20 protein-coding genes and 1 tRNA gene are annotated in these 19,421 nt (G+C 58.7%); 7 read left to right on the forward strand and 14 right to left on the reverse strand.

All coding sequences use genetic code 11. The annotated features are described in order from the left end of the window. Window positions 1–50: 50 nt before the first annotated feature. Window positions 51–1,079 (forward strand): 3-deoxy-7-phosphoheptulonate synthase, encoded by a 1,029-nt coding sequence (gene aroF, locus GLL_RS01005; protein WP_011140197.1) that lies wholly within the window; start codon window positions 51–53, stop codon window positions 1,077–1,079. Between the two features lie 116 nt (window positions 1,080–1,195). On the opposite strand, the gene dxs is transcribed toward aroF, so the two are convergent. Together dxs and mtnA are read right to left on the reverse strand one after the other, a co-directional pair. Further along, on the reverse strand, window positions 1,196–3,112 hold the full coding sequence (gene dxs / locus GLL_RS01010) for a 1-deoxy-D-xylulose-5-phosphate synthase (protein ID WP_011140198.1): 1,917 nt from the start codon (window positions 3,110–3,112) through the stop codon (window positions 1,196–1,198). Window positions 3,113–3,240: 128 nt separating this feature from the next. Then, window positions 3,241–4,287, reverse strand: a complete 1,047-nt coding sequence (gene mtnA / locus GLL_RS01015) for an S-methyl-5-thioribose-1-phosphate isomerase (protein ID WP_011140199.1) — start codon at window positions 4,285–4,287, stop codon at window positions 3,241–3,243. A 24-nt stretch (window positions 4,288–4,311) separates the two neighbouring features. Here mtnA and GLL_RS01020 point away from each other — a divergent pair, with 24 nt between their 5' ends. Then, window positions 4,312–4,527 carry a DUF4126 domain-containing protein gene (locus GLL_RS01020; protein WP_269446167.1) on the forward strand — a complete coding sequence of 72 codons (216 nt, stop codon included), beginning with the start codon at window positions 4,312–4,314 and terminating at the stop codon, window positions 4,525–4,527. A 98-nt stretch (window positions 4,528–4,625) separates the two neighbouring features. Continuing rightward, window positions 4,626–5,015, forward strand: a complete 390-nt coding sequence (locus tag GLL_RS01025) for an AbrB family transcriptional regulator (protein ID WP_011140200.1) — start codon at window positions 4,626–4,628, stop codon at window positions 5,013–5,015. An 86-nt stretch (window positions 5,016–5,101) separates the two neighbouring features. Here the strand turns inward: GLL_RS01025 and GLL_RS01030 are convergent, their stop codons facing one another. Then, entirely contained in the window at window positions 5,102–7,432 is a 2,331-nt protein-coding gene (locus GLL_RS01030; protein ID WP_011140201.1) for a glycoside hydrolase family 31 protein, read from the reverse strand. Window positions 7,433–7,675: 243 nt separating this feature from the next. Here GLL_RS01030 and GLL_RS01035 point away from each other — a divergent pair. After that, window positions 7,676–7,748, forward strand: a tRNA-Leu gene (locus GLL_RS01035). Window positions 7,749–8,005: 257 nt separating this feature from the next. Here GLL_RS01035 and GLL_RS01040 read toward each other — a convergent pair. Further along, entirely contained in the window at window positions 8,006–8,902 is an 897-nt protein-coding gene (locus GLL_RS01040) for a bacteriorhodopsin-like (protein ID WP_011140202.1), read from the reverse strand. Window positions 8,903–9,948: 1,046 nt separating this feature from the next. Here GLL_RS01040 and GLL_RS01045 point away from each other — a divergent pair. Both GLL_RS01045 and GLL_RS01050 read left to right on the forward strand, forming a co-directional pair. Beyond that, window positions 9,949–10,311: a rhodanese-like domain-containing protein gene (locus GLL_RS01045; protein ID WP_011140204.1), complete on the forward strand. Its 363-nt coding sequence runs from the start codon at window positions 9,949–9,951 to the stop codon at window positions 10,309–10,311. A 395-nt stretch (window positions 10,312–10,706) separates the two neighbouring features. Beyond that, window positions 10,707–11,390: a hypothetical protein gene (locus tag GLL_RS01050; RefSeq protein ID WP_011140205.1), complete on the forward strand. Its 684-nt coding sequence runs from the start codon at window positions 10,707–10,709 to the stop codon at window positions 11,388–11,390. Between the two features lie 477 nt (window positions 11,391–11,867). Here GLL_RS01050 and GLL_RS01055 read toward each other — a convergent pair whose 3' ends face one another. The 3 genes from GLL_RS01055 to GLL_RS01060 form a co-directional block, all read right to left on the reverse strand. Then, window positions 11,868–12,608, reverse strand: a complete 741-nt coding sequence (locus tag GLL_RS01055) for an IS110 family transposase (RefSeq protein ID WP_197530088.1) — start codon at window positions 12,606–12,608, stop codon at window positions 11,868–11,870. Between the two features lie 19 nt (window positions 12,609–12,627). After that, window positions 12,628–12,873: an IS110 family transposase gene (locus tag GLL_RS23580; protein ID WP_407919991.1), complete on the reverse strand. Its 246-nt coding sequence runs from the start codon at window positions 12,871–12,873 to the stop codon at window positions 12,628–12,630. 360 nt (window positions 12,874–13,233) lie between these two features. After that, window positions 13,234–14,136, reverse strand: a complete 903-nt coding sequence (locus GLL_RS01060) for a sigma-70 family RNA polymerase sigma factor (protein ID WP_231848300.1) — start codon at window positions 14,134–14,136, stop codon at window positions 13,234–13,236. Between the two features lie 190 nt (window positions 14,137–14,326). Between GLL_RS01060 and GLL_RS01065 the strand changes: the two genes are divergently transcribed. After that, a complete protein-coding gene (locus GLL_RS01065; protein ID WP_164928453.1) occupies window positions 14,327–15,427 on the forward strand; it encodes an AI-2E family transporter in 1,101 nt (366 codons plus the stop codon). Window positions 15,428–15,758: 331 nt separating this feature from the next. On the opposite strand, the gene GLL_RS01070 is transcribed toward GLL_RS01065, so the two are convergent. From GLL_RS01070 to GLL_RS01100, 7 genes are all read right to left on the reverse strand, one after another. Then, window positions 15,759–16,364 carry a hypothetical protein gene (locus GLL_RS01070; RefSeq protein WP_164928454.1) on the reverse strand — a complete coding sequence of 202 codons (606 nt, stop codon included), beginning with the start codon at window positions 16,362–16,364 and terminating at the stop codon, window positions 15,759–15,761. Window positions 16,365–16,521: 157 nt separating this feature from the next. Beyond that, the gene (locus tag GLL_RS01075) at window positions 16,522–17,007 is read right to left on the reverse strand and encodes a pentapeptide repeat-containing protein (RefSeq protein ID WP_164928455.1); all 486 of its coding nucleotides are present in this window, start codon (window positions 17,005–17,007) and stop codon (window positions 16,522–16,524) included. Further along, window positions 17,004–17,846, reverse strand: coding sequence for a polymorphic toxin-type HINT domain-containing protein (locus tag GLL_RS01080; RefSeq protein ID WP_164928456.1), 843 nt, complete (start codon window positions 17,844–17,846; stop codon window positions 17,004–17,006). The genes GLL_RS01075 and GLL_RS01080 overlap by 4 nt, the downstream gene beginning before the upstream one ends. Beyond that, complete coding sequence (locus tag GLL_RS01085; RefSeq protein WP_164928457.1) at window positions 17,792–17,974, reverse strand: hypothetical protein; 183 nt, start codon at window positions 17,972–17,974, stop codon at window positions 17,792–17,794. Before GLL_RS01085 ends, GLL_RS01080 begins: the two co-directional genes overlap by 55 nt. Window positions 17,975–18,016: 42 nt before the next feature. Next, complete coding sequence (locus GLL_RS01090; RefSeq protein ID WP_164928458.1) at window positions 18,017–18,367, reverse strand: hypothetical protein; 351 nt, start codon at window positions 18,365–18,367, stop codon at window positions 18,017–18,019. 13 nt (window positions 18,368–18,380) lie between these two features. Further along, the gene (locus tag GLL_RS01095) at window positions 18,381–18,917 is read right to left on the reverse strand and encodes a polymorphic toxin-type HINT domain-containing protein (protein ID WP_269446196.1); all 537 of its coding nucleotides are present in this window, start codon (window positions 18,915–18,917) and stop codon (window positions 18,381–18,383) included. Window positions 18,918–18,938: 21 nt separating this feature from the next. Further along, window positions 18,939–19,379: a hypothetical protein gene (locus tag GLL_RS01100; protein ID WP_011140212.1), complete on the reverse strand. Its 441-nt coding sequence runs from the start codon at window positions 19,377–19,379 to the stop codon at window positions 18,939–18,941. Window positions 19,380–19,421: the final 42 nt, after the last annotated feature.

Below are 19,421 nucleotides of genomic sequence, written 5' to 3' on the forward strand. Positions count from 1 at the left end.
TTATGAGTACCGGTGTTGTGTATCTTTTGTATCTATTTGAGTGAGGCGGAATGATCGTCATTATGCGTCCGGAAGCCACCGAGGCCGACATCGCGGCCGTGTGTCAGCGCGCCAACGAAATGGGTCTGGCGGGTCACCCCTGCTACGGTGTGCAGCAGGCGACAATCAGCATCATCGGTTTCGATGAATCCGTCTCGCCGGGAGATTTCAGCAGCCTGGGCGGGGTGGACCGGGTGGTGCGGGTGAGCACGCCCCACAAACTCGCGAGCCGCCAGAGCGGTCTACCGGCCACGGCGATCAAGATTGCCCCCGGCATCACCGTGGGCAGTGGCCTCACCTTCGTGGCCGGTCCCTGTTCGGTCGAAAGCCGCGAGCACATTGTGCACACCGCCCGGCTGGTGAAGGCGGGCGGCGCCTCGATGCTGCGGGCCGGGGCTTTCAAGCCGCGCACTTCGCCCTACCAGTTTCGCGGTCTGGGCGAAGCGGGCCTCGACTATCTGGCTGAAGCCGGGGCGGCGGCGGGGTTGCCGGTAGTTACCGAGGTGATGACCCCGGCGCTGGTCGAGAAGGTGGCCGCGCGCGCGGACGTGCTGCAGATCGGCACCCGCAACATGCAAAATTACGATTTGCTCCTGGCGGTGGGGCGCACCGACAAGCCGGTATTGCTCAAGCGGGGCATGTCCGCGACCCTGACGGAATTTTTGCTTGCCGCCGAGTACATCCTCTCGGCGGGCAACCCGAATGTGATCCTTTGCGAGCGGGGCATCCGCACCTTCGAGACCCACACCCGCAATACCCTCGATCTCTCGGCGGTGCCCGCCCTCAAGACGCTCACCCACCTGCCGGTGGTGGTGGACCCGAGCCACGGCACGGGGCGACGCGAACTGGTGCTGCCGATGGCCCGGGCTGCCGTCGCCTGCGGTGCCGATGGGCTGCTGGTCGAAGTGCACCCCGATCCGGATCGCTCGATTAGCGACGCCCAACAGGCAATCTCCCCGGAGATGTTCGCCCAACTGGTGCGCGATTGCCAGGCGATCTTTGCGGCACTGCACCCGGAGGCGGCTCGCACGCCCGTGTGATACCGAACCCGGGTGAAGCGGCACGGTTGAAATCAGACAGTGCCCTTCTGTCAGCTCTTCAGCCGGGCTGGGCCGCCAGACGCTCGCCGATGGCGCTCAGTCGCAGGGGAGCTTGCTCAGGCGCGCGGGGCGCTTACCGGTTCGGTGGACAGGCTTTCGCGGATCGTTTTGGCAATGCCGCTCGGGGTCAATCCCAGCAGGTCGAGGAGTTGCGAGCGGCCGGCGTGGGTGACAAATTTGTCGTCGATGCCGATTCTGAGGGTCGGCACGGCAATCCCGCCGTCCATGAGCGCTTCGAGCACCGCCGAGCCGAAGCCGCCCATGCGGCAGCCTTCTTCGACCGTTACCACCCGGCCGATGCGGCGGGCCAAAGGCAACAGCAATTCGGTGTCGAGGGGCTTGGCGAAGCGGGCGTTGACCACCGTCGCGTCGATGCCGTGTTCGCTCAGCAGCGCCGCCGCCTGCAGCGACGGGTGAACCATCGTGCCGATAGCCACGATGAGCAAGTCGTCGCCGCTGCGCAGCACCTCGGCTTTACCTATCGGTACCGGATCCCAGCCCTCGGCCATCAACGGCGCGCCGGAGCCCGATCCGCGTGGGTAGCGCACGGCGATCGGGCCCTTGGTGTACTGAATGCCGGTCACCATCATCCGCTGCAATTCGGCCTCGTCCTTGGGGGCCATCACCACCAGACCAGGAATCTGGCGCAGGTAGGCCAGGTCGAAGACGCCGTGGTGGGTGGGGCCGTCCTCGCCCACCACTCCGGCGCGGTCGAGGCAGAAGAAGACCGGCAGATCCTGAATCGCCACGTCGTGGATGATCTGATCGAAGGCGCGCTGCAGGAACGTCGAGTAGATGGCCGCCACCGGACGCATCCCGTCGGCAGCCAGGCCGGCCGCCATCGTCACGGCGTGCTGCTCGGCAATGCCCACATCGAAGTAACGATCGGCAAAGCGCTCTTTGAATTTGTCGAGACCGGTGCCGGTGGGCATCGCGGCGGTGATGCCCACAATCTTTTCGTTTTGCTCGGCAAGTTTTACCAGGGTCTGGGCGAAAACCGATGTGTAGGCGGGCGGGGTCGGTTTGCTGGCCGGTTTGGCCTTGCCGGTGGCCAGATCAAAAGCACTCTGGGCGTGGTACTTGATCTGGTTTTGCTCGGCCACCTCGTAGCCCTTGCCCTTGACGGTGATCGCGTGCAAGAAGACCGGCCCCGGCAGCGAATGGGCAAATTCAAAGGTTTCGATCAAATCGCCCAGGTTGTGGCCGTCGATGGGACCCAGGTAGGTAAAGCCCAGTTCTTCGAAGATGACCCCCGCCTTCGAGCGGGTCATGGTCATGTACTTGACGGTGTCTTTGAAGCGCTCGAATTCGGGGCTGAACGTGGGACCGACCAGCGGAATGTTGCGCAGTTGCGTCTCGAGGTTGCTGCGGATCTGGCGCAGGGCCGGGTCGGTGCGCAGCCGGTTGAGATAGAGCGACAGCCCCCCGACGTTTTCGGAAATGGACATTTCGTTGTCGTTGAGGATAACCATCAGGTTGGTCTTGCTCAGATGCCCGGCGTGGTTGAGAGCTTCGAGGGCCATGCCGCCGGTGAGCGCCCCGTCGCCGATGATCGCCACGACTTTGCGGTTGAGCCCCTGGAAGTCCCGCGCCAGGGCCATTCCCAAAGCTGCTGAGATGCTCGTGGAGGCGTGACCCGCCCCCCAGCAGTCGAAGGGGCTCTCGGCGCGCTTGAGGTAGCCGGCGAGGCCGTCTTTTTGGCGCAGGGTATGAAAGTTCGCGTAGCGCCCGGTGAGCATCTTATGGGGGTAAGCCTGGTGGCCCACGTCCCATACCACCCGGTCGCGGTCGAGATCGAGCGTCTTGTAGAGAGCCAGGGTCAATTCGACCACCCCCAGGCCGGGGCCGAGGTGACCACCCGTCGCCGCCACCGTCTGCAGGTGCTTGTCGCGAATTTGCTGGGCCAGTCGGCCGAGTTGAGAGACAGAAAGATCGCGCAGCTGGTTCGGGTGGGAAAGATCGCTCAGATTCATGCTTTGCTCTGCTGTGCTCCCATCAAATATAACGAAATGTGCACCGACGCGCGCAAAGCGCCCGAATTGGCCGTTGCCCGGGTAAGTATTACCGCTTACCCGCCGCGGAAAGTCCAGGGCACTGCCCCCTAGCGCCCAAGTCGGACCTGTCCGGCCGCCGCGAGTTCGCCGGGTGCGTAGACGCCGCTCTCGACGATGATCCCGGTGACGAGAGAGGCCGGGGTGACGTCGAAGGCGGGATTATAAAATTCGACGCCCTGCGGGCAGAGGGCCACGCCTTCGATGGCGCGCATCTCTTCGCTGTCGCGCTGTTCGATCGGGATCTGTTCTCCGCTCGACAGATTCAAGTCCACCGTCGACCAGGGGGCGGCTACAAAGAAGGGCACACCGTAGTGCCTGGCGATAATCGCCACGCCGCAAGTGCCGATCTTGTTGGCGGTGTCGCCGTTGGCGGCGATCCGGTCGGCCCCCACCACCACCGCGTCCACCAGCCCCCGGCCGATGACGTGGGCGGCCATCGTGTCGGCCAGGACCGTGACCGGGATGCGCTCGTGCACCAGTTCCCAGGCGGTGAGGCGCGCCCCCTGCAGGCGCGGACGGGTCTCGTCGGCATAGACGCGCTCGAGTCTGTCGGCGCGGTGGGCGGAGCGCACCACCCCGAGGGCGGTGCCGTAACCGGCGGTGGCGAGCGCTCCGGCGTTGCAGTGGGTGAGCAGGCGCAACCGCTCGGGGGCGGCGGGCAGGGCCAGAAGGCCGTGCTCACCGATGGCGCGGCAGGTGGCGATGTCCCCTTCGAGGATGGCCGTCGCCTCGCGCTCCAGGCGCGCGAAGCTCGGATCCCGGCGTGCGACGGTGAGCATCCGGTCGATAGCCCAGAACAAATTGACGGCGGTGGGCCGGGTGGCGCGCAGGGTGGCGGCCACCCGCTCCAGGTGGGTGATCGGATCGCCCTGGGGTGCTTCTTGCCAACCCAGCACCATGCCGAAGGCGGCGGCCACCCCGATGGCGGGCGCCCCGCGCACGATCATCGTGCGGATGGCGGTGGCCATCTGATCGCTGGTGCGAATTTCGATGGTGCGGTAGATCCCTGGCAGGACCGTTTGATCGATGAGCACGCAGGTGTGCCCATTCCACTGCACGGGCCGGATTTCGGACTGGACGGCGCTAAAAGTCATGGGTCGATAATACCAAGAGCATCGGTGCCCGGAGCCACCAGCCTTGTGCGCGATGCCAGTTCGGTCGAAACCGGTGGGCTGGCCAATCCGGTGCAATCTACTGTTGAACTGTTGGGATCGGTACTGATGTCGGCTTTGGCGATCTTTGTGCCGGTGCTCGCCGCGCTGGTGGCGGCGATTGTGGTGTTCGTGCTGATGGGGCGGCGGCGGCGGTTCACCACTGCAGCCTGGGGTTATTAAAGCCACGATTCAAATTGTGATGCAGCGATCAGTTTGCATCGGGTAGAACTGTTGTACTATGCTTCAGATTAATTTGTACAACCGACAGCGGAGTAAAGATGGCACCACTTCAAGGCAGAGATTTACTGAAGTTGATCAAAGAAAATCAAGGCAAAAGTGCCAAGCAGCTTGCCGAACTTGCCGGATACACGACCACCACCAAGTCGGGACAAAAGCGGGTCAAAATGCTCGCCTTTCAAAGTGCAATCTTGCAAGCAAACAATATCTCTCTCATCCCGCGCCACGAAGAGGGCGAAGGGGTACGCGGCGGACGCAAAGCAAGTTATCGCATCCAGGTTCAGCAAAACGGCAACTTGCTCATCGGTACTGCCTACACGCGGCAAATGGGATTGGAGCCCGGCACGGAGTTTGAAATTCAGATCGGCCGCAAACACATCAAACTTGTGCAACTCGACAGCCCCGACAGCCCCCAGACCAACGAGGATTGATCCGTCTGATTCGAAGTTTCTCCATCGTCAATGTCCAGCTAGTCGGATCATCGTTGGGCAAACTGTTCACAGAGCACTTTTTTGAGTTATGGATCAAATTGCAATTGCCGCGCCGAACCATCGTCGTGAAACGACTGTGTTCCCCGGCCGACCAGTTCGACTTGGACGTCGCGGTCGGGCCTGGGGTGGTCGCCGTGGCGTTCGTCGAAGGTGACGCGGGTGCCCTCGACTCGGACGGTGGTGAGCGTCCACTGGTGCTTCCGGTAGGCAAAGCTGTGTCCGTCGTCCTCGTAGAGTGTGCCGGTACCATGGCCGGGAAAGACGCGCCAGATCAGGCCGGTGGGTGGCCAGTCGCCGGTGTGTTGCCTCACCGGTGCCATCGGGATGGCGGCCCCCGCCCGTACAAAAAGCGGCAGCCGTTCGAGGGAGGCCGGGGCGAGGATCCAGCCAGGCCCCGTATGGCCTTTGCCGCTCCACCAGTCGTACCAGGTGCCCCCTGGCAGGTAGACCGCCCGGCAATCGACCCCGGGCCGCAGCACCGGGGCGGCCATCAGTGCAGGACCGAGCATGACCTGATCGTGCAGATGGTAGGTGCGCTCGTCGTCGGGATAGTGGTAGAGAAGTGGTCTCAGGACGGGCTCCCCTGCCGTTGATGCGCGCCAAAACAGCGAATAGAGATAGGGCAATAACCGGTAGCGCAGTTCGATGTACTCGCGGCAGATATTTTCGACCCGCTCGCCAAAGACCCAGGGTTCGTGGCGGGCGGTGCCGAGGGCCGAGTGGGCGCGCATCAGCGGATAGAGGATGCCCACCTGCATCCAGCGGGTAAACAGTTCCGCCGTCGCGTTCTCGGCAAAGCCGCCGATGTCGGCCCCCACGAAGGCTACCCCCGACAGGCCCATGTTGAGGAGCATCGGCAGCGACATCTCCAGATGCTCCCACTGCGACTGGTTGTCCCCCATCCAGACTGCGGCGTGGCGCTGCACCCCGGCGAAGCCCGCCCGGGTGAGCACAAAAGAACGCTCGGCAGGCCGCAGGCGCGCCATCGCCTCGCGGCAGGCGCGCACCATCATCTGTCCGTAGAGGTTGTGGGTCTCGGCGTGGGTGGTGCGCTCGGCGAGATCGCCCTGGGGCGCATCGAGGGGAAAGCTGATTTTGTTGCCGCTGTCGCCGAAGGGGCGATCGTCGATGGCCGGTTCGTTCATATCGTTCCAGATGCCGGCGACGCCCATTTCGGTGAGCTGTTTGTGCCAACTGCCCCACCACGCGCGCACCTCGGCGCGCATAAAATCCGGAAAGACGGCCTTGTCGGGCCAGACGTACCCGTGAAAGAGCCGTCCGTCCGCCTGGCGCACGAAATAGTCTTTTTGCAGGCCCTCCTCGAAGACGGCGTAGCCCGCATCCAGTTCGTACTTCACACCCGGATCGACGATGGCGACGGTTCGAAAGCCCTGATCCGCCAGATCCGCGATCAGACCGGACGGATCTGCAAAGCGTTTCGGGCTCCAGGTAAAGACGCGGTAGCCGCGCATATAGTCGATATCCAGGTGAATGACGTCGCAGGGGATCCGGCGGCTGCGAAATTCATAGGCCAGCTCGCGCACCTCGGCTTCGCTGCCGTAGCTCCAGCGGCACTGGTGATAGCCCAAGGCCCAGATGGGCGGCAATTCCATTTTTCCGGTCAGTTCGGTGTAGGTGGCCAGCACCTCGGCCGGGGTGGGACCGTAGATGAGGTAATAATCCAGCTCTGGACCCTGGGTCTCCAGACGCAACCGCCCCGGCTCGTCGCCGCCCAGATCGAAGTGGCTGTGAAAAGTGGTGTTGAAGTAGACGCCATAGGCCAGCCCCGGCCGCAGCGCGATATAAAACGGGATCGCCTGGTACATCGCGTCGGTGAGCGAGCCGTAGTCGAGGGCGTCGCTTGTCCAGTTGGTTTTGCGCTGGGAGAGTTTATCGAGTAGGCCGGTGCGCTCGCCGAAGCCGTAGAAGTGCTCTCCGGCTTCGATCGCTTTCCACGCGGCAACCGCACCGGTATGCCAGCCCATCGCAGGCGCACTATCACAGGCAAAGGGGCGCTCCTGGCGGTCGTAGCAGGCAATGCGGCAAGGCTCACTTTCTACGACCACCCGCAGGTGCTCGGTGGCAATCTCGATACTCCCTGCGCGCTGGTGCATTGAAAATTCTGTTTCGGGCCACGCGCTGTCCTCCTTACTTGCCGCCCAGGAGCGCTGCGGAAAAAATGCGCCCGTCGGCGTCAGGCGCACGCGGACCAGATTGGGAGCCAGCACGCCGACGCGCAACTTCGGTCCACCACAATCGACGGTAATCCCCCGCCCGTCGCGCTCCAGGTCGCACACGTTGGCGAGAACAGACCAGGGAGCACCGTTGGTGGGTAACTTGCCAAAGTACTGCGGCATGACACTCGCTTTGGGTGAAGTCACAGCATCTAGTTCTACAACGCGAGGAGTCGCCGGACTTTCCACCCTGGGAGCGATCTTCTTCTGTGTTGGCCAGACACGCCGGACTTTGAGGAAACGGGGGGTACATGGCCATGGATTGGGCGATAGGTCGGCACACGCACCGGCAGGCAAAATGTGTGGCGACGGGAGATAATGTCAAAGCCGAACAGTACAGACTGTGCGGCTTATATGAATACCTAACCGAGCGTAGTCCAACGGCAGAGACAGAGGACTTAAAATCCTTCCAGTGCGGGTTCGAATCCCGCCGCTCGGATCATCGAAACCGGTAAAAATACCTCGAAATACCTCAACGCCCCAATGGCAGCAACGCCAGAGCAAGATGCAATAGACTACCAAGTTTCTGGCGTTGCACAAATGGGTGATGTTCATGGAGGTAGAGCAACAATTCTCGTCCGCGGGCAACGTGCTAAGCAGTCGAAGCCAAAAAAAAGAGGTGAAGCAAGGAGATGCCCTGGGACAGTTCTCCTTGCTTCACCTCTTCGAGGTAGCAGTCCAAGCTACCGCTTCCTTCTAGGAGATAAGACTGCCTCCCGATTTATTTGCAGCAGCACCTATTGCGGCATGTGGTTCACTGCTTTCTTGATCTGCTTTTGTTTTCACGAGTGCAATCGCGAAGACTAGAAGACCAAATACAGGCTTCGCCAGCACGTCTGCGATCGTATAGCCAACCTGAACGCCGACAGCCGCGGACGTACCGGATACTCCAAGCATGGGTAGAAGGTATGCGATCGGGTAAACACCCCAGGAGAGCAACAGCAGCCACCGCATGTTGCGGACCAGGGTTTGTACAGCAGCGGGCTGGCGGACAAGGGACCTGGACAGTTCGACCCACAACACATAGAGGATGTAGGCGAAGGGAATCGTGCTGACCGTACCCCAGATGATGCGAGTCGTAATGTCGTCAGAAATCTCGCCGGGGTAGCCCGTGGCAATCATCAGAACTGAAGCCACCGTCAGTTTGATCAGCAAGGGTCTTGCCTCCTTTGCAGGCAACGTCAGCACTGCCACTGTCTCCACCAGCAACAGAGGCACGGTCAACAGCCAATCCACATAGCGGTAGGCGTCGTTGAATTTTTCGCTAGTCAGGGAATACACGCCATTCTCCAGAACGTAGGCAGCATCCCAACTATTGAAGATCCGAAAGTAGTGGTACCCAGCGATACTCACAACAATTGCTGAAACAAGCAAGGCCAACCGGTATCGTTGACCGACGAGTGCCTGAGCGCTGAAGAAGAAGAGGGCAGATGCGAACATTGCCGCGATGGCAAACGAGAAAGCGTTGTAAACCAGATTGAACTGACCATAGGTCAGCGAATCTGAGACCGATAAGTTTGAAGGATCGACCTGGGCAAAGGTTGATCCGAGAAGGGCAAGTTCAGGTGCAGAAGAAAATACGGTCATCAACATCGTCCCCTCGTGGTAAACATGGACTTGAGCCTGCCTTTAACCAAGGCATAGATCCAAAGAACTATTTCGGGTTGGCACCGTCAAATCTACGGGTGCGCGATCTCCACAGCAAGACAAGTGCACTGCATCAGCATCTTGAAGAAGGTACGCTCGTGGCGGTTCCTGCAGTCGTGACGAATATCGCAGCCTGCGTCCGCTTTATTTTGTGGGGGGTATGCGTCTTTGCGCGCATTAGCGCAGAACTCAACTGCTGCACTTCACCTTGTCGATTCGCCGAGGCCAGTGAAGTGTTCCTGAGATCCTAGCACGGGGAGTTTAGAACAGGTGCAGCACGTCTTTCAGTAGGACGTAGGTAGCTACCAGCATAGCCAATCGTCCGTTCCAAATTTCAGCTTGAGGAGATAGACCGAAGACAAAAGCATTACGGTCTTGACCATTGTTCTCAACACTCTTATTGGAGTCCATGGAACGAAACCTCGAATGTGAAGATTTTTTAACTTACCGCCAGCATACTCCACCGCAGGGGCAACTGCCATCACTCCTTAGAGATCATCAATTTCCGAGGTGGAGGGATTTCTGGCAGGGAAGACTCATGTGACTTCTGTCGCAAAAATTCCTAAAAGCGCTACAAGTAGGCGAAAAAGCTCCACGTAAAACACCGCAGATAGTGTTTTTATTTTTTGCGACATAAACGGAACTCTTGCGAATCTATTGCTAAAATGCTGTCTCGGCTTTAACGAGTGACGAAGTTTACATCCAAGCTTCCAGATGCGTTACAGTGTGAAATATAAGCAAGAGCCCAAAACAATCGAGTTTTTTCCGCTAGAGCCCAAATGGTACAGGGTGCTCCCGGGCCGAAACTTCGCTTCAATCAAGAGCACTTACTTATTGACAATTACGTCTGTAAGTGACCTTAGAAAAGCTGAAGGTTTTATGAGACCAATCCTTGAGTCGCTTGGGTTTCAGGAAGAATGCTTCATTGTTTTCAGGATTATTGACTTAGCAGCACAGCGTTCAGAGCATAATCTCTACCAAGTCGGTGAAATATGGCTAAGCTATTTCGGTTCATTCCTACTCCTGAAGCCATTCAGGATAGATCCAATGTTAGCGCCTTGAAGAAACGGTTGGATTGGGGCGAACCTGCTCTGACCATTGTTGATGTCAGAGATAAAAATGCATTCAACACCAGGCACATTGCAGGAGCTATTGCAATGCCCATGGGCGAACTGATTGAGCGTGCTAACGACAGCCTCGAACAAGTCCGTGACATCTATGTTTATGGTGAGACGGATGAACAAACGGCAGAGGCCGCATCCAGGTTGCGTGGTGCAGGGTATGAGCATATCGCTGAACTGGTAGGGGGACTGACAGCCTGGAAAGCAGCTAAATATCCAATTGAAGGAGTTTAGAGCAGCTTTCAGGTGTCGGAGGTCAGGGTAAAAACGGCTGCCCAGCCAGGTTTTCAGCCGAACGGCTGCTTCTACAGCAACGGAAAGGCGCTTTAGAATCCAGGCGGCTCCGTTGCGTGCACCGGGTGTGCTTGAGTGGGGAGCTCACCCAATGACCATTCATGGGCAAACGTACTCCTGCTCATCGACCTGCCCTGTTCAAGTGCTCACGGGATGCGCAACGAGCTGTGCCGGCAGAGTGTGCTTTGCGCGGATTTCTGAAGCATTTTTTGATCTTTCCTGAACGATCGTGAGCCATTTGCGCTCCAGCCGGCGCTTTCTCAGGCGAAGGGGCAATCAGGACGACACACTCCTGGTTGGCCGCAGAGTACTACATAGAATCCTGGAGGGCAGAAATGGTATTTGCTGGCGGTGGATTTCTCAGCCAACTCGCCGCTGGAATCGGAACCGTTGTGGGCGGCGATGCGATTCTCAGCGAAATGAAAGAAGATGACGGAACGCAGGGTGCCTCTGCCCAGGCGGGTGCGCAAACGGACCCCTACGGCGGGGAGAGTATGGGCTACGCCTCGGGTGCCGGCATGGTTGCCGGCTCGGATATGTATACTGACGCCTATGCTCCTGGAGGGTATAGCGATGTCGGCGCGACGGCGGGCGATCCGTACATGTCCGGGATGACGGACTACGGTTCTATGGGGTTGGAAGCCGGTTTCGAGCAACCCTACGGCGGGATGATGGGTGGGGATGATTTCGGTTTTGCCCAGGGATACGGCGAGGACGAGAGCTTCACGGCGATGGGCGGCTTCGACGTGGGTGCCGAGGATGCTGAGATGCAGGGCGGATTCGGTACAGGGGTCCAGGACGATGAGATGGAGGGCGAATTCGGCGAAAAACAATTAGCGCAGCTTGAAGAAGAGGAAGGCTCTTTGCCCGGGGAGGAACCTGGAGAGGAAGGCGATCTGCTGGGCGACGCCTTCAGCGATGTGGGCGACGTCGCCTCGGAACTTGGTGATTTTGATCTTTTCGGAGCGGTCGGGGAAATTGGTGAAGGGATTGGCGATTTCTTCGGCAATATCTTTTAGCTGCCCAATGCAAAGGCAACGGGGGCGCTCTGCATCATCGGAGCGCCCCCGTTGCGTTAAAGACAGCTTACCGAGGGCACTGGGTTCAAAGCCCCGCCCTTCGAGGGCGGCTTTGTGACAATATGCACACATCGCTGGGGACGCCCTTTGCGGGATATCCTTCGCCGGACTCCTATAAGCACAAACAGACCAAGAGCGTAGCGACCTCTTCAACTTGGAATTTCTCCAGTCCGTCTGGGGTGCAGCGGCGGGATACGCCGTCAAGAAGCCTGTGGAGGTCACCGGAGTACCGGGCCAGTGAAGCAGGAAGGAATCTCCGGCCTTCAAGGCTGGGGAGATACCGTCTTGTCCGTCAAGCTCTTAACGAAATCTTTTGCGCAATCACAGCTACACAGGCAGCACAGAGGCGGCTGGGTGTCCTTTGACGCACTCAGCCCCCTCCAGTGGGAGCGAACTCTACTTTTGTTCAAGGCAATTTCAGCCGGCCTGGGCTTGGCGGGCTTGGGTGTCGAAGGGCCGACCGGACTGCAGGACCCCGAAAGCATAGTGCAACAGTTTGCGCATCACTGCACCGACAACACACATTTTTGTCTTGCCTGCTGCTAACAATCGCTCACTAAATTCTTGAATCTTCGGGTTATAGCGCAGCGCCACAATCGCAGGACAGTACAGAGCCTTGCGAATACGGCTGTTGCCCATCTTCGACAAGTGAGTCCGGCCCGAGATACTTGTACCAGACTGATACTGGCGGGGCGACAACCCAGCAAAGGCAGCCAGTTGTCGAGCATTGCCGAAGGGGGCAAAACCGAGCAACTCTCCCAACAACCGGGCGGCTGTCAACTCAGCAATCCCCGGAATTGAACAGAGCAATTGTTGTTGGTGCTTCAGATCAGGATGCTGCTCAAAGTGTTCGCGAATTTGTTGTTTGACCTGAGCTATCTGCTGGTCGAGGAAACTGAGCATCTGCTCAATGGAGCTTTTGACCTCCGCACACACTTGAGGCATCTGCCGGCGGTTCTCCTCCTGCTGGCGCATCTGCTGAAGACCCTCGAAACGACGTAGCAGGCTTTGCAGGACGAGCACGGCCTCGGCAGGTGGCTGCCAGGTCTGTGGGTGTAGAGCCGCACAAAAGTGCGCAATTACCGTGGCATCGAGCTGGTCGGTCTTGCTACGTTGCATCTGAGCTTGGGCGTACCCTTTGATGCGTTTGGGGTTCACGGCTGACTGTATGACCCTGTTAATGCAGATAATGAGCCAGAGCTTGCTGATAGCCACCAGTGGCTTCCATGCAAGCATGTATGTGTTGGAGTTGCTGCTGATTGAGCCAGTCACACAGTTGTTCAAATCCGGTGGGGGAATTTTGGAAGCTCTTGGAGCGCAACTTGCCCGCGACGAGCAGCGCAGCCTGAAAGGACAGCTTCGCAATGTCGATTCCCAAAACAGCCTCATTCAATGGAAATACCTCCTGTTCAGATACGAGCACAGAGCTGCATGGAGTAAGTACTTGTTCGGACCATCCTTGTGCATGCAAGAGCAATAGCGAGAATTGTCTTAAGATACCGTCCGCTCTGAGGGAACAAGTGTGAGGGGCGGACGCTCCTCTCCCGAGCGGGCGCGTAGCCAAAGGATGTCAGCAGCGTTCCGGTCCCCGCCTACTCTGGTTGCCCTGAGTAGATTTTATCGAGAGATCTCCCGACCCCAAGAACATACAAGAATGTCAATAAGCATCAGCAAGGAAACCGGAGAACGGCAGCCCCTATCTTGGTACACAGATAGCAGCAGGCGGCCTGGAAAGATTTCCAAGCCGCCTAAGAAATTTGGCACCGGATGTCCGGAACCTGTTCTAAATCCCGATCCAGTCCTGCAGGCGCTGGCGCTGGCGGACCCGGCGCAGTTTGCGGAAGGCTTTGGCCTGGATCTGGCGGATGCGCTCGCGCGAAAGGTCGAACATTCTGCCCACCTGATCGAGGGTGCGCTGCTGGCCGTCGCGCAGCCCGAAGCGCAACTGCAAAATGTCGCGCTCGCGGGGCGTGAGATGCCGATCCAATAGATCGCTCACCTCGACGCGCATCGACTCGCGGTCGATGTGCACGTCGGGCTGGTCGGTCTGGCTGTCTTCAATGAGATGAATCAGCTCGGTGTCTTCCTCTTTGCCGACGGTGATGTTGAGGGACACGGTGCGCCGGGCGGCGCGCAGGATGTGCTCAAGATCCTCTTCGGCCAATTCCAGCGCCTCGGCCAGTTCCCCCTGGCTCGGCGTGCGGCCCAATTCCTGGGCGAGGGTGCGACGGACCTTTTTGACGCGGTTGATTTTTTCGACCAGATGCACCGGCAGACGCACGGTGCGCGCCTGGGAAGCGACCGCCCGGGTAATCGCCTGGCGGATCCACCAGTAGGCGTAGGTCGAGAACTTGTAACCGCGCTCGTGCTCGAATTTTTCGGCGGCGCGAATCAGGCCCATCGAGCCTTCCTGGATCAGATCCAGGAACGGCACGCCGCGGTTGAGATACTTTTTGGCAATCGACACGACCAGGCGCAGGTTGGCCTGCACCAGCTTGCGCTTGGCCCACTCGCCCTTGGGGCCGCCCTGGGCAATCGCCCGGGCGAGCATCACCTCTTCTTCGGGCTTGAGCAGGGGGATCCTGCCGATCTCTTGCAGGTAAAGCCCTACCGAGTCTCTCTCAAATGAAGCGCTTTGCCGAGTTTTGCGGGCCTCTGCCGGCTTGCCCTGTGCTGTTTCTGCCACGGTCGGTACCCCATGCCGATTGAATAGCGTTCCCCGTGCACTCATCATGGGGGAGCCCCTCGCGAATAGTCCACAGTTCTTCGCTTTTCGTAACCCAATGCAAGCAATATTCATCACAAAACGAGTACTTTTGCGATTGCCGCGGGCGCTTGCGCCACCCAAACTCATGTAACACTAGGTTGCAATGCCGATGCTGACGAACCTGCAACGCACGTTGCTCACCTGGCTTTTATTGGTGGCTGCGGGCTGGGCGGCCCTCCAGGTACTGGAGTACTTTCGTGAATTCATCAGCGTCTTTGTGATCGCCGGGATCATTGCGTTCTTGTTGAGCTACCCGGTGGCGCTGTTGAGCAAACGCCTGCCGCGCTTCGCGGCGGTGTTGGTGGTCTACTCGAGCGCGGGGGTGGTGGTCGGTACCCTGGCGGTGGCCCTCGGACCGCTCGTCTCGCAGCAGACGGCGCAACTGATCGCTTCGCTGCCGGACATCATCCGCTCCGGTTCGCTGCAGTTGGAAGCGTTCTTGAAGTGGGCGCGCAACCTGGGGCTGCCGGTGGATGTCGATCGGTTGGTGGGCGGCTTCGGCCTCAGGCTGCAGGAGCAGCTGCAGGTGATCACCTCGCCGCAGTCGGTGGAATTTCTGCTGGGTACGTTCACCGGGGTGCTGAACTTTATCTTGATCCTGGTCATCGCCTTTTACATGCTGCTCGAAGGCGAGAAGCTCTGGCGCGAGGCGATCGGCTTTTTGCCCGCGAACATCCGGCTGCGTTTTTCTGAGTCGCTCCAGTACAACCTGCGCGGCTTTTTCACCGGTCAGCTCGTACTGGGTCTGTTTATGGCGCTGCTGCTCACACCCACTTATCTATTCCTTAATGTGCCCTTCGGGCTGGTGCTGGCTCTGTTTGTGGGGACAATGGAGCTGATTCCGTTTATCGGCGCCACCCTCGGTATCGGCCTGGTCGTGATTATCTGCCTGACTCAGAATCTGTGGCTGGCGTTGTGGGTCCTTGCCGCCTCGGTGCTCATCCAGCAGATCAAAGACAACGTGCTCGCCCCGCGCATCCTGGGTAACTTTACCGGACTGAGTCCCGTGCTCATCTTCGGCGCCCTGCTCATCGGCGCCAAGATCGCGGGTCTGCTGGGGGTGCTGCTGGCCATCCCGATTAGCGGTGTGATCAAAAGCCTCTACGAGACCCTTGCTGTCAGCGATCCCCCGCCACGAGCGTTTCAGTCGCTGCCCAAACCGGCCTTTCGCAAGAGCCGTCCCCGTGACGGCGAGCAGGACAATGAGTGACACTTCTCGCCCTTTGCGGACGAGAGTTCCCGGTTTGACGAGCCGACTTGTACGTACGTAGAAGTCGTTCTCTCTCCAGGCGTTCAAGAGGCGACAAAGTAGGGTCTCATCCTCTCTGAACAAGCATTCCAAGCATCGATACAGATAAGAAATTCGAAACAGTGCCCCGAGCCCAAACAAAAAAACGACGAAGAAGGCATGGTCTGCCTCGACCTCCAGATTGTACGTCCTCTGCCTGTGCTCCAGAGCCTACAGCCCAGCCACCCACAGCCGCTTGCCATCGGCCGCCTGCACCCGCCCGCTCGCCAACTTCGAGCTTGTCCGCGGCGGTTCAGCCTTGGCCTTGCAGGTAAAACGGATGCTCCCCGGTCACCGTCGACGTGTCGCGCTCACCATTCCCACCCGTTTCGCGCGACTGCAGCCTGTAGACTGGCTGGCTGTCGAATTGGAAGGTGCTTTTGACCCTTCGCAGAGTTTGCTCGCCGGTCTGAAAGGTGCTCTTCACCCGGCGTAAACTCTGCTGGCCGGTCCGCTCGCTTCTGGCGAGGACCTTCTCGCCCGGTTCGATTTGTTCGATGGGTTTGGCCCGGGTTTCGGTTTGGACCGCGGTCCCTTCGCCGAAACAGCCGTACGCTCGACTGGCGGCGACGATCCCATTTCTCAGACCGATACCTGCTTTGGCAAACCCCCCGAACGGTACCAGAGCAAAACCAGAAGTCAACACCCCCGCCGCATCGCCCAGTGCCGCCGCCACCCCGACGCCCAGCAGGGCCGAGGGCACGTTCAAATCTGGGATCAATCCCCCGACATCTGCCAGCAGCTGCAACGCCCCGAGCACTCCGACCAGGTCCAGATGGGCAGAAAGAGGAGCCATCGAGGCGTTGACCTTGAAGCTCGACGAAGCCGTCAGATTCACCCCGGCCACCTTGACCACCAAGGGGTCGGTGCCGGCGTTCGTCGTTAACAGGATACCTGGATCTGCATGACTTCAATGTTATCGGCTTGGATAGCCCGGTATAACAGGTATCAAACCCAACTCTTCAGTTCGCCAGTTAGGATTGCCTGTAAAACCTATTTTTCTATTACTTGTGTATTCAGCTATTCACCAGAATCGCCCCCTTTTTCGAGGGATCAAAACCCCTTGGCCAAAGGGTTCTTAAGTTATAAAAAGCTCCCTCAAAATTCGCTTCTTCCAAGCGCTTGCACAGCATGTTCGCATCGCAAAGATTTGCGGCTTTAAAACTTGCCCAAGCGATATCTGCGCCTTCTAAATTCGCTTTTGTCAAATTCGCACCATCGAAATCCGTGGCAATTGGACGCGCCTTCGTTAGAATCGCCCCGGTGAGGTCTGCGTTTCTTAACCACGAGTTCATCATGCGCGATTCCGACAGATCGGCTTCTGCAAGGGATGCATCGTCAAAAATTGCGCCGCGCAAGTCCGCTTTTTGAAGATTGGCAGCTCTTAAATTCACTCCGGATAGAATGGCACGGTGCAGGTTGTAGCCCTTCAAATCCGCTTTCTCAAGTGTATCAACTTGAAGATGAACTACTTCTCCGGTTTCACACTCGATCGAAATCATTTGCTTCCGTAATCCTCTATATCAATTTTTAAATCACCGAGAGCTTTGGGTTTGACACCTGCCCGCAGGACACCGGGTATTTGTGGCGGCACAGTTCCAAAAATTCTTCCTGCAACGTACCGGTGGTTTCCATCAATAATAACCCCATCGGCGACTTTGATGGCCGGGGGAGTGCTACCTGCTTCGAGAAGCCGAACATACCGTTCAACAACAGGAAGCGAAATGCTTCCTTGAAGGGTCTTCAAAGGCGCGTCTTGAAGCGCGGCTCTAATTATCTCTTCTGTAACCACAGATGGGCACTCGTTGTGCACCCAGGCTTTGGAGTCGCCGACGAAGAAAGTGTGGTCCCTCTCAACTTCCAGATTGTAAGTCCTTTGCTTTTGCTCCTGCGCCTGCAGTCCGGCCACCCGCAGCCACTGGCCATCGACCGTCTGCACCCGCTCCCCGACTTGCAGCTTGTCTGCGGCTGTCCAGCCCTGGCCTTGGAGAAAGAACGGGTGCTCCCCGGTCACCGTCAGCACATCGCGGTCGCCGTTCCCATCGATTTCCCGCAACTCCAGCCGGTAGACCGGCCGGTTGTCGAATTGGAAGGTGCTCTTCACCCGGCGCAATGTCTGCTCACCAGTCTGCTCATTTCTGGCGAGGACTTTTTCGCCTGGCGCGACAAGCTCGATGGGTTTGGCCCCAGTCTCGGTCTGAACCTCGGTGCCTTCGGCGAAACACCCGCACGCCCGGCTCGCGGCGACGATCCCTCTGCTCAGACCGGTTCTGGCTTTGAGCAGACCTACTCCAGCTTTGGCGAAGCCCCCGAACGGCACCAGAGCCAGGCCAGAAGCCAACGCCCCCGCCGCGTCAGTGCCGCTGCCACCCCGATGCCCAACAGAGCCGAGGGCACGTTCAGCCCGGGGATCAGCCCGCCCACATCTGCCAGCAACTGCAACGCCCCGAACACACCCACCAAATTCAAGCCTGCCCGAAGAGAAACGTTCCAATACGGCTACTAGGCAAGCTAGTTCTTGATTCGGCTTGCCTCCAACGCTCCTTTCTCCGTTGCTTCGAACCACGCAATTTCACCCAAGTTTGGGTCTCTACCCAAAGCATCCCATTCGTTCTCTATACGCTTAATAACTTCGATCGGTTGTATTTCCCAAACCACAAAACTCCCATCACTCGAAAAACTTCCAGCTTGAATCAATCCCTCCCGCAACAACTCTTCTATTATTTGCAGCGTTTGGTATCGAATCTTGGTTGAGTCATGTTGTTTGAGTAGTTTGTGGAAATGCCAAACGACAGACCATAGGCCAACGTAGTCTTCACAACTCTCAACGAGAATGGAGTTGTGCACTGAACTCAGTGCCACGGCTCTTCCTCCACTAAGGGTTAAATTTTATTTTTTTGAATGGAATTCCCGGAACGTTGATGTCTACTGTAGCAGCTGTTCGAGGACTTCGGGTTGCTTGTGTTCTAAGCCCGATGACACCGCCATCGGAGCGAATAATCCTGAGACCTGGGTACCCAGGATTCATCTCAACTCTTCCGCCTTGAGTCAACTTGTCAAACAGGTTGAGTGCTTCATATATGCCGCCTTGAACTTCTCTAATGCTTGGGCTGCTTCCCGGCTGTCCTATTGGATTACCGTAGGGCAACAAAATATCGGTTATGCACTCGTTATGCACCCAAGCACCGGTATTGCCGACGAAGAAGGTGTAGTCCCTCTCAACTTCCAGATTGTACGTCCTTTGCCTCTGCTCCTGTGCTGCCAGTCCAACGACCCGCAACCACCGGCCATCGACCGTCTGCACCCGCTCCCCGACTTGCAGCTTGTCTGCGGCTGTCCAGCCCTGGCCTTGGAGAAAGAACGGGTGCTCCCCGGTCACCGTCAGCACATCGCGGTCGCCGTTCCCATCGATTTCCCGGGGTTTGGCCCCAGTCTAGGTCTGAACCTCGGTGCCTTCGGCGAAACACCCGCATGCCCGGCTCGCAGCGACAATCCCATTTCTCAGACCGGTTCTGGCTTTGAATAGACCCACCCCGGCCTTGGCAAATCCCCCGAAAGGCAAGAATGTCAGTCCGAACCCGGCCGCACTGGCTGCGTCTCCGAGCACAACCGAAGCGCCGATGCCCAGCAAAGCCGAAGGCACGTTCAGACCGGGGATCAGCCCACCGACATCCGCCAGCAACTGCAACGCCCCCAACACCCCGACCAAGTCCAGGTGCGCTGATGGTGGGGCAGTCGAGGCGTTGACTTTCAAACTGGAGGCGGCCGTCAAGTTGACCCCAGCTGCCTTCACGACCAGAGGGCCGGTACTGGCGTTCTCCGGAAGCGAGACCTGGATCTGCGTGGCGCTGACCACCACCGTGGTGGCTGCCATGTCAGGGATGAGAACCTCGGCAGGACAAGATTGATACCGCCA

This window comes from Gloeobacter violaceus PCC 7421 (genome assembly GCF_000011385.1).
Classification (GTDB): Bacteria; Cyanobacteriota; Cyanobacteriia; order Gloeobacterales; family Gloeobacteraceae; genus Gloeobacter; species Gloeobacter violaceus.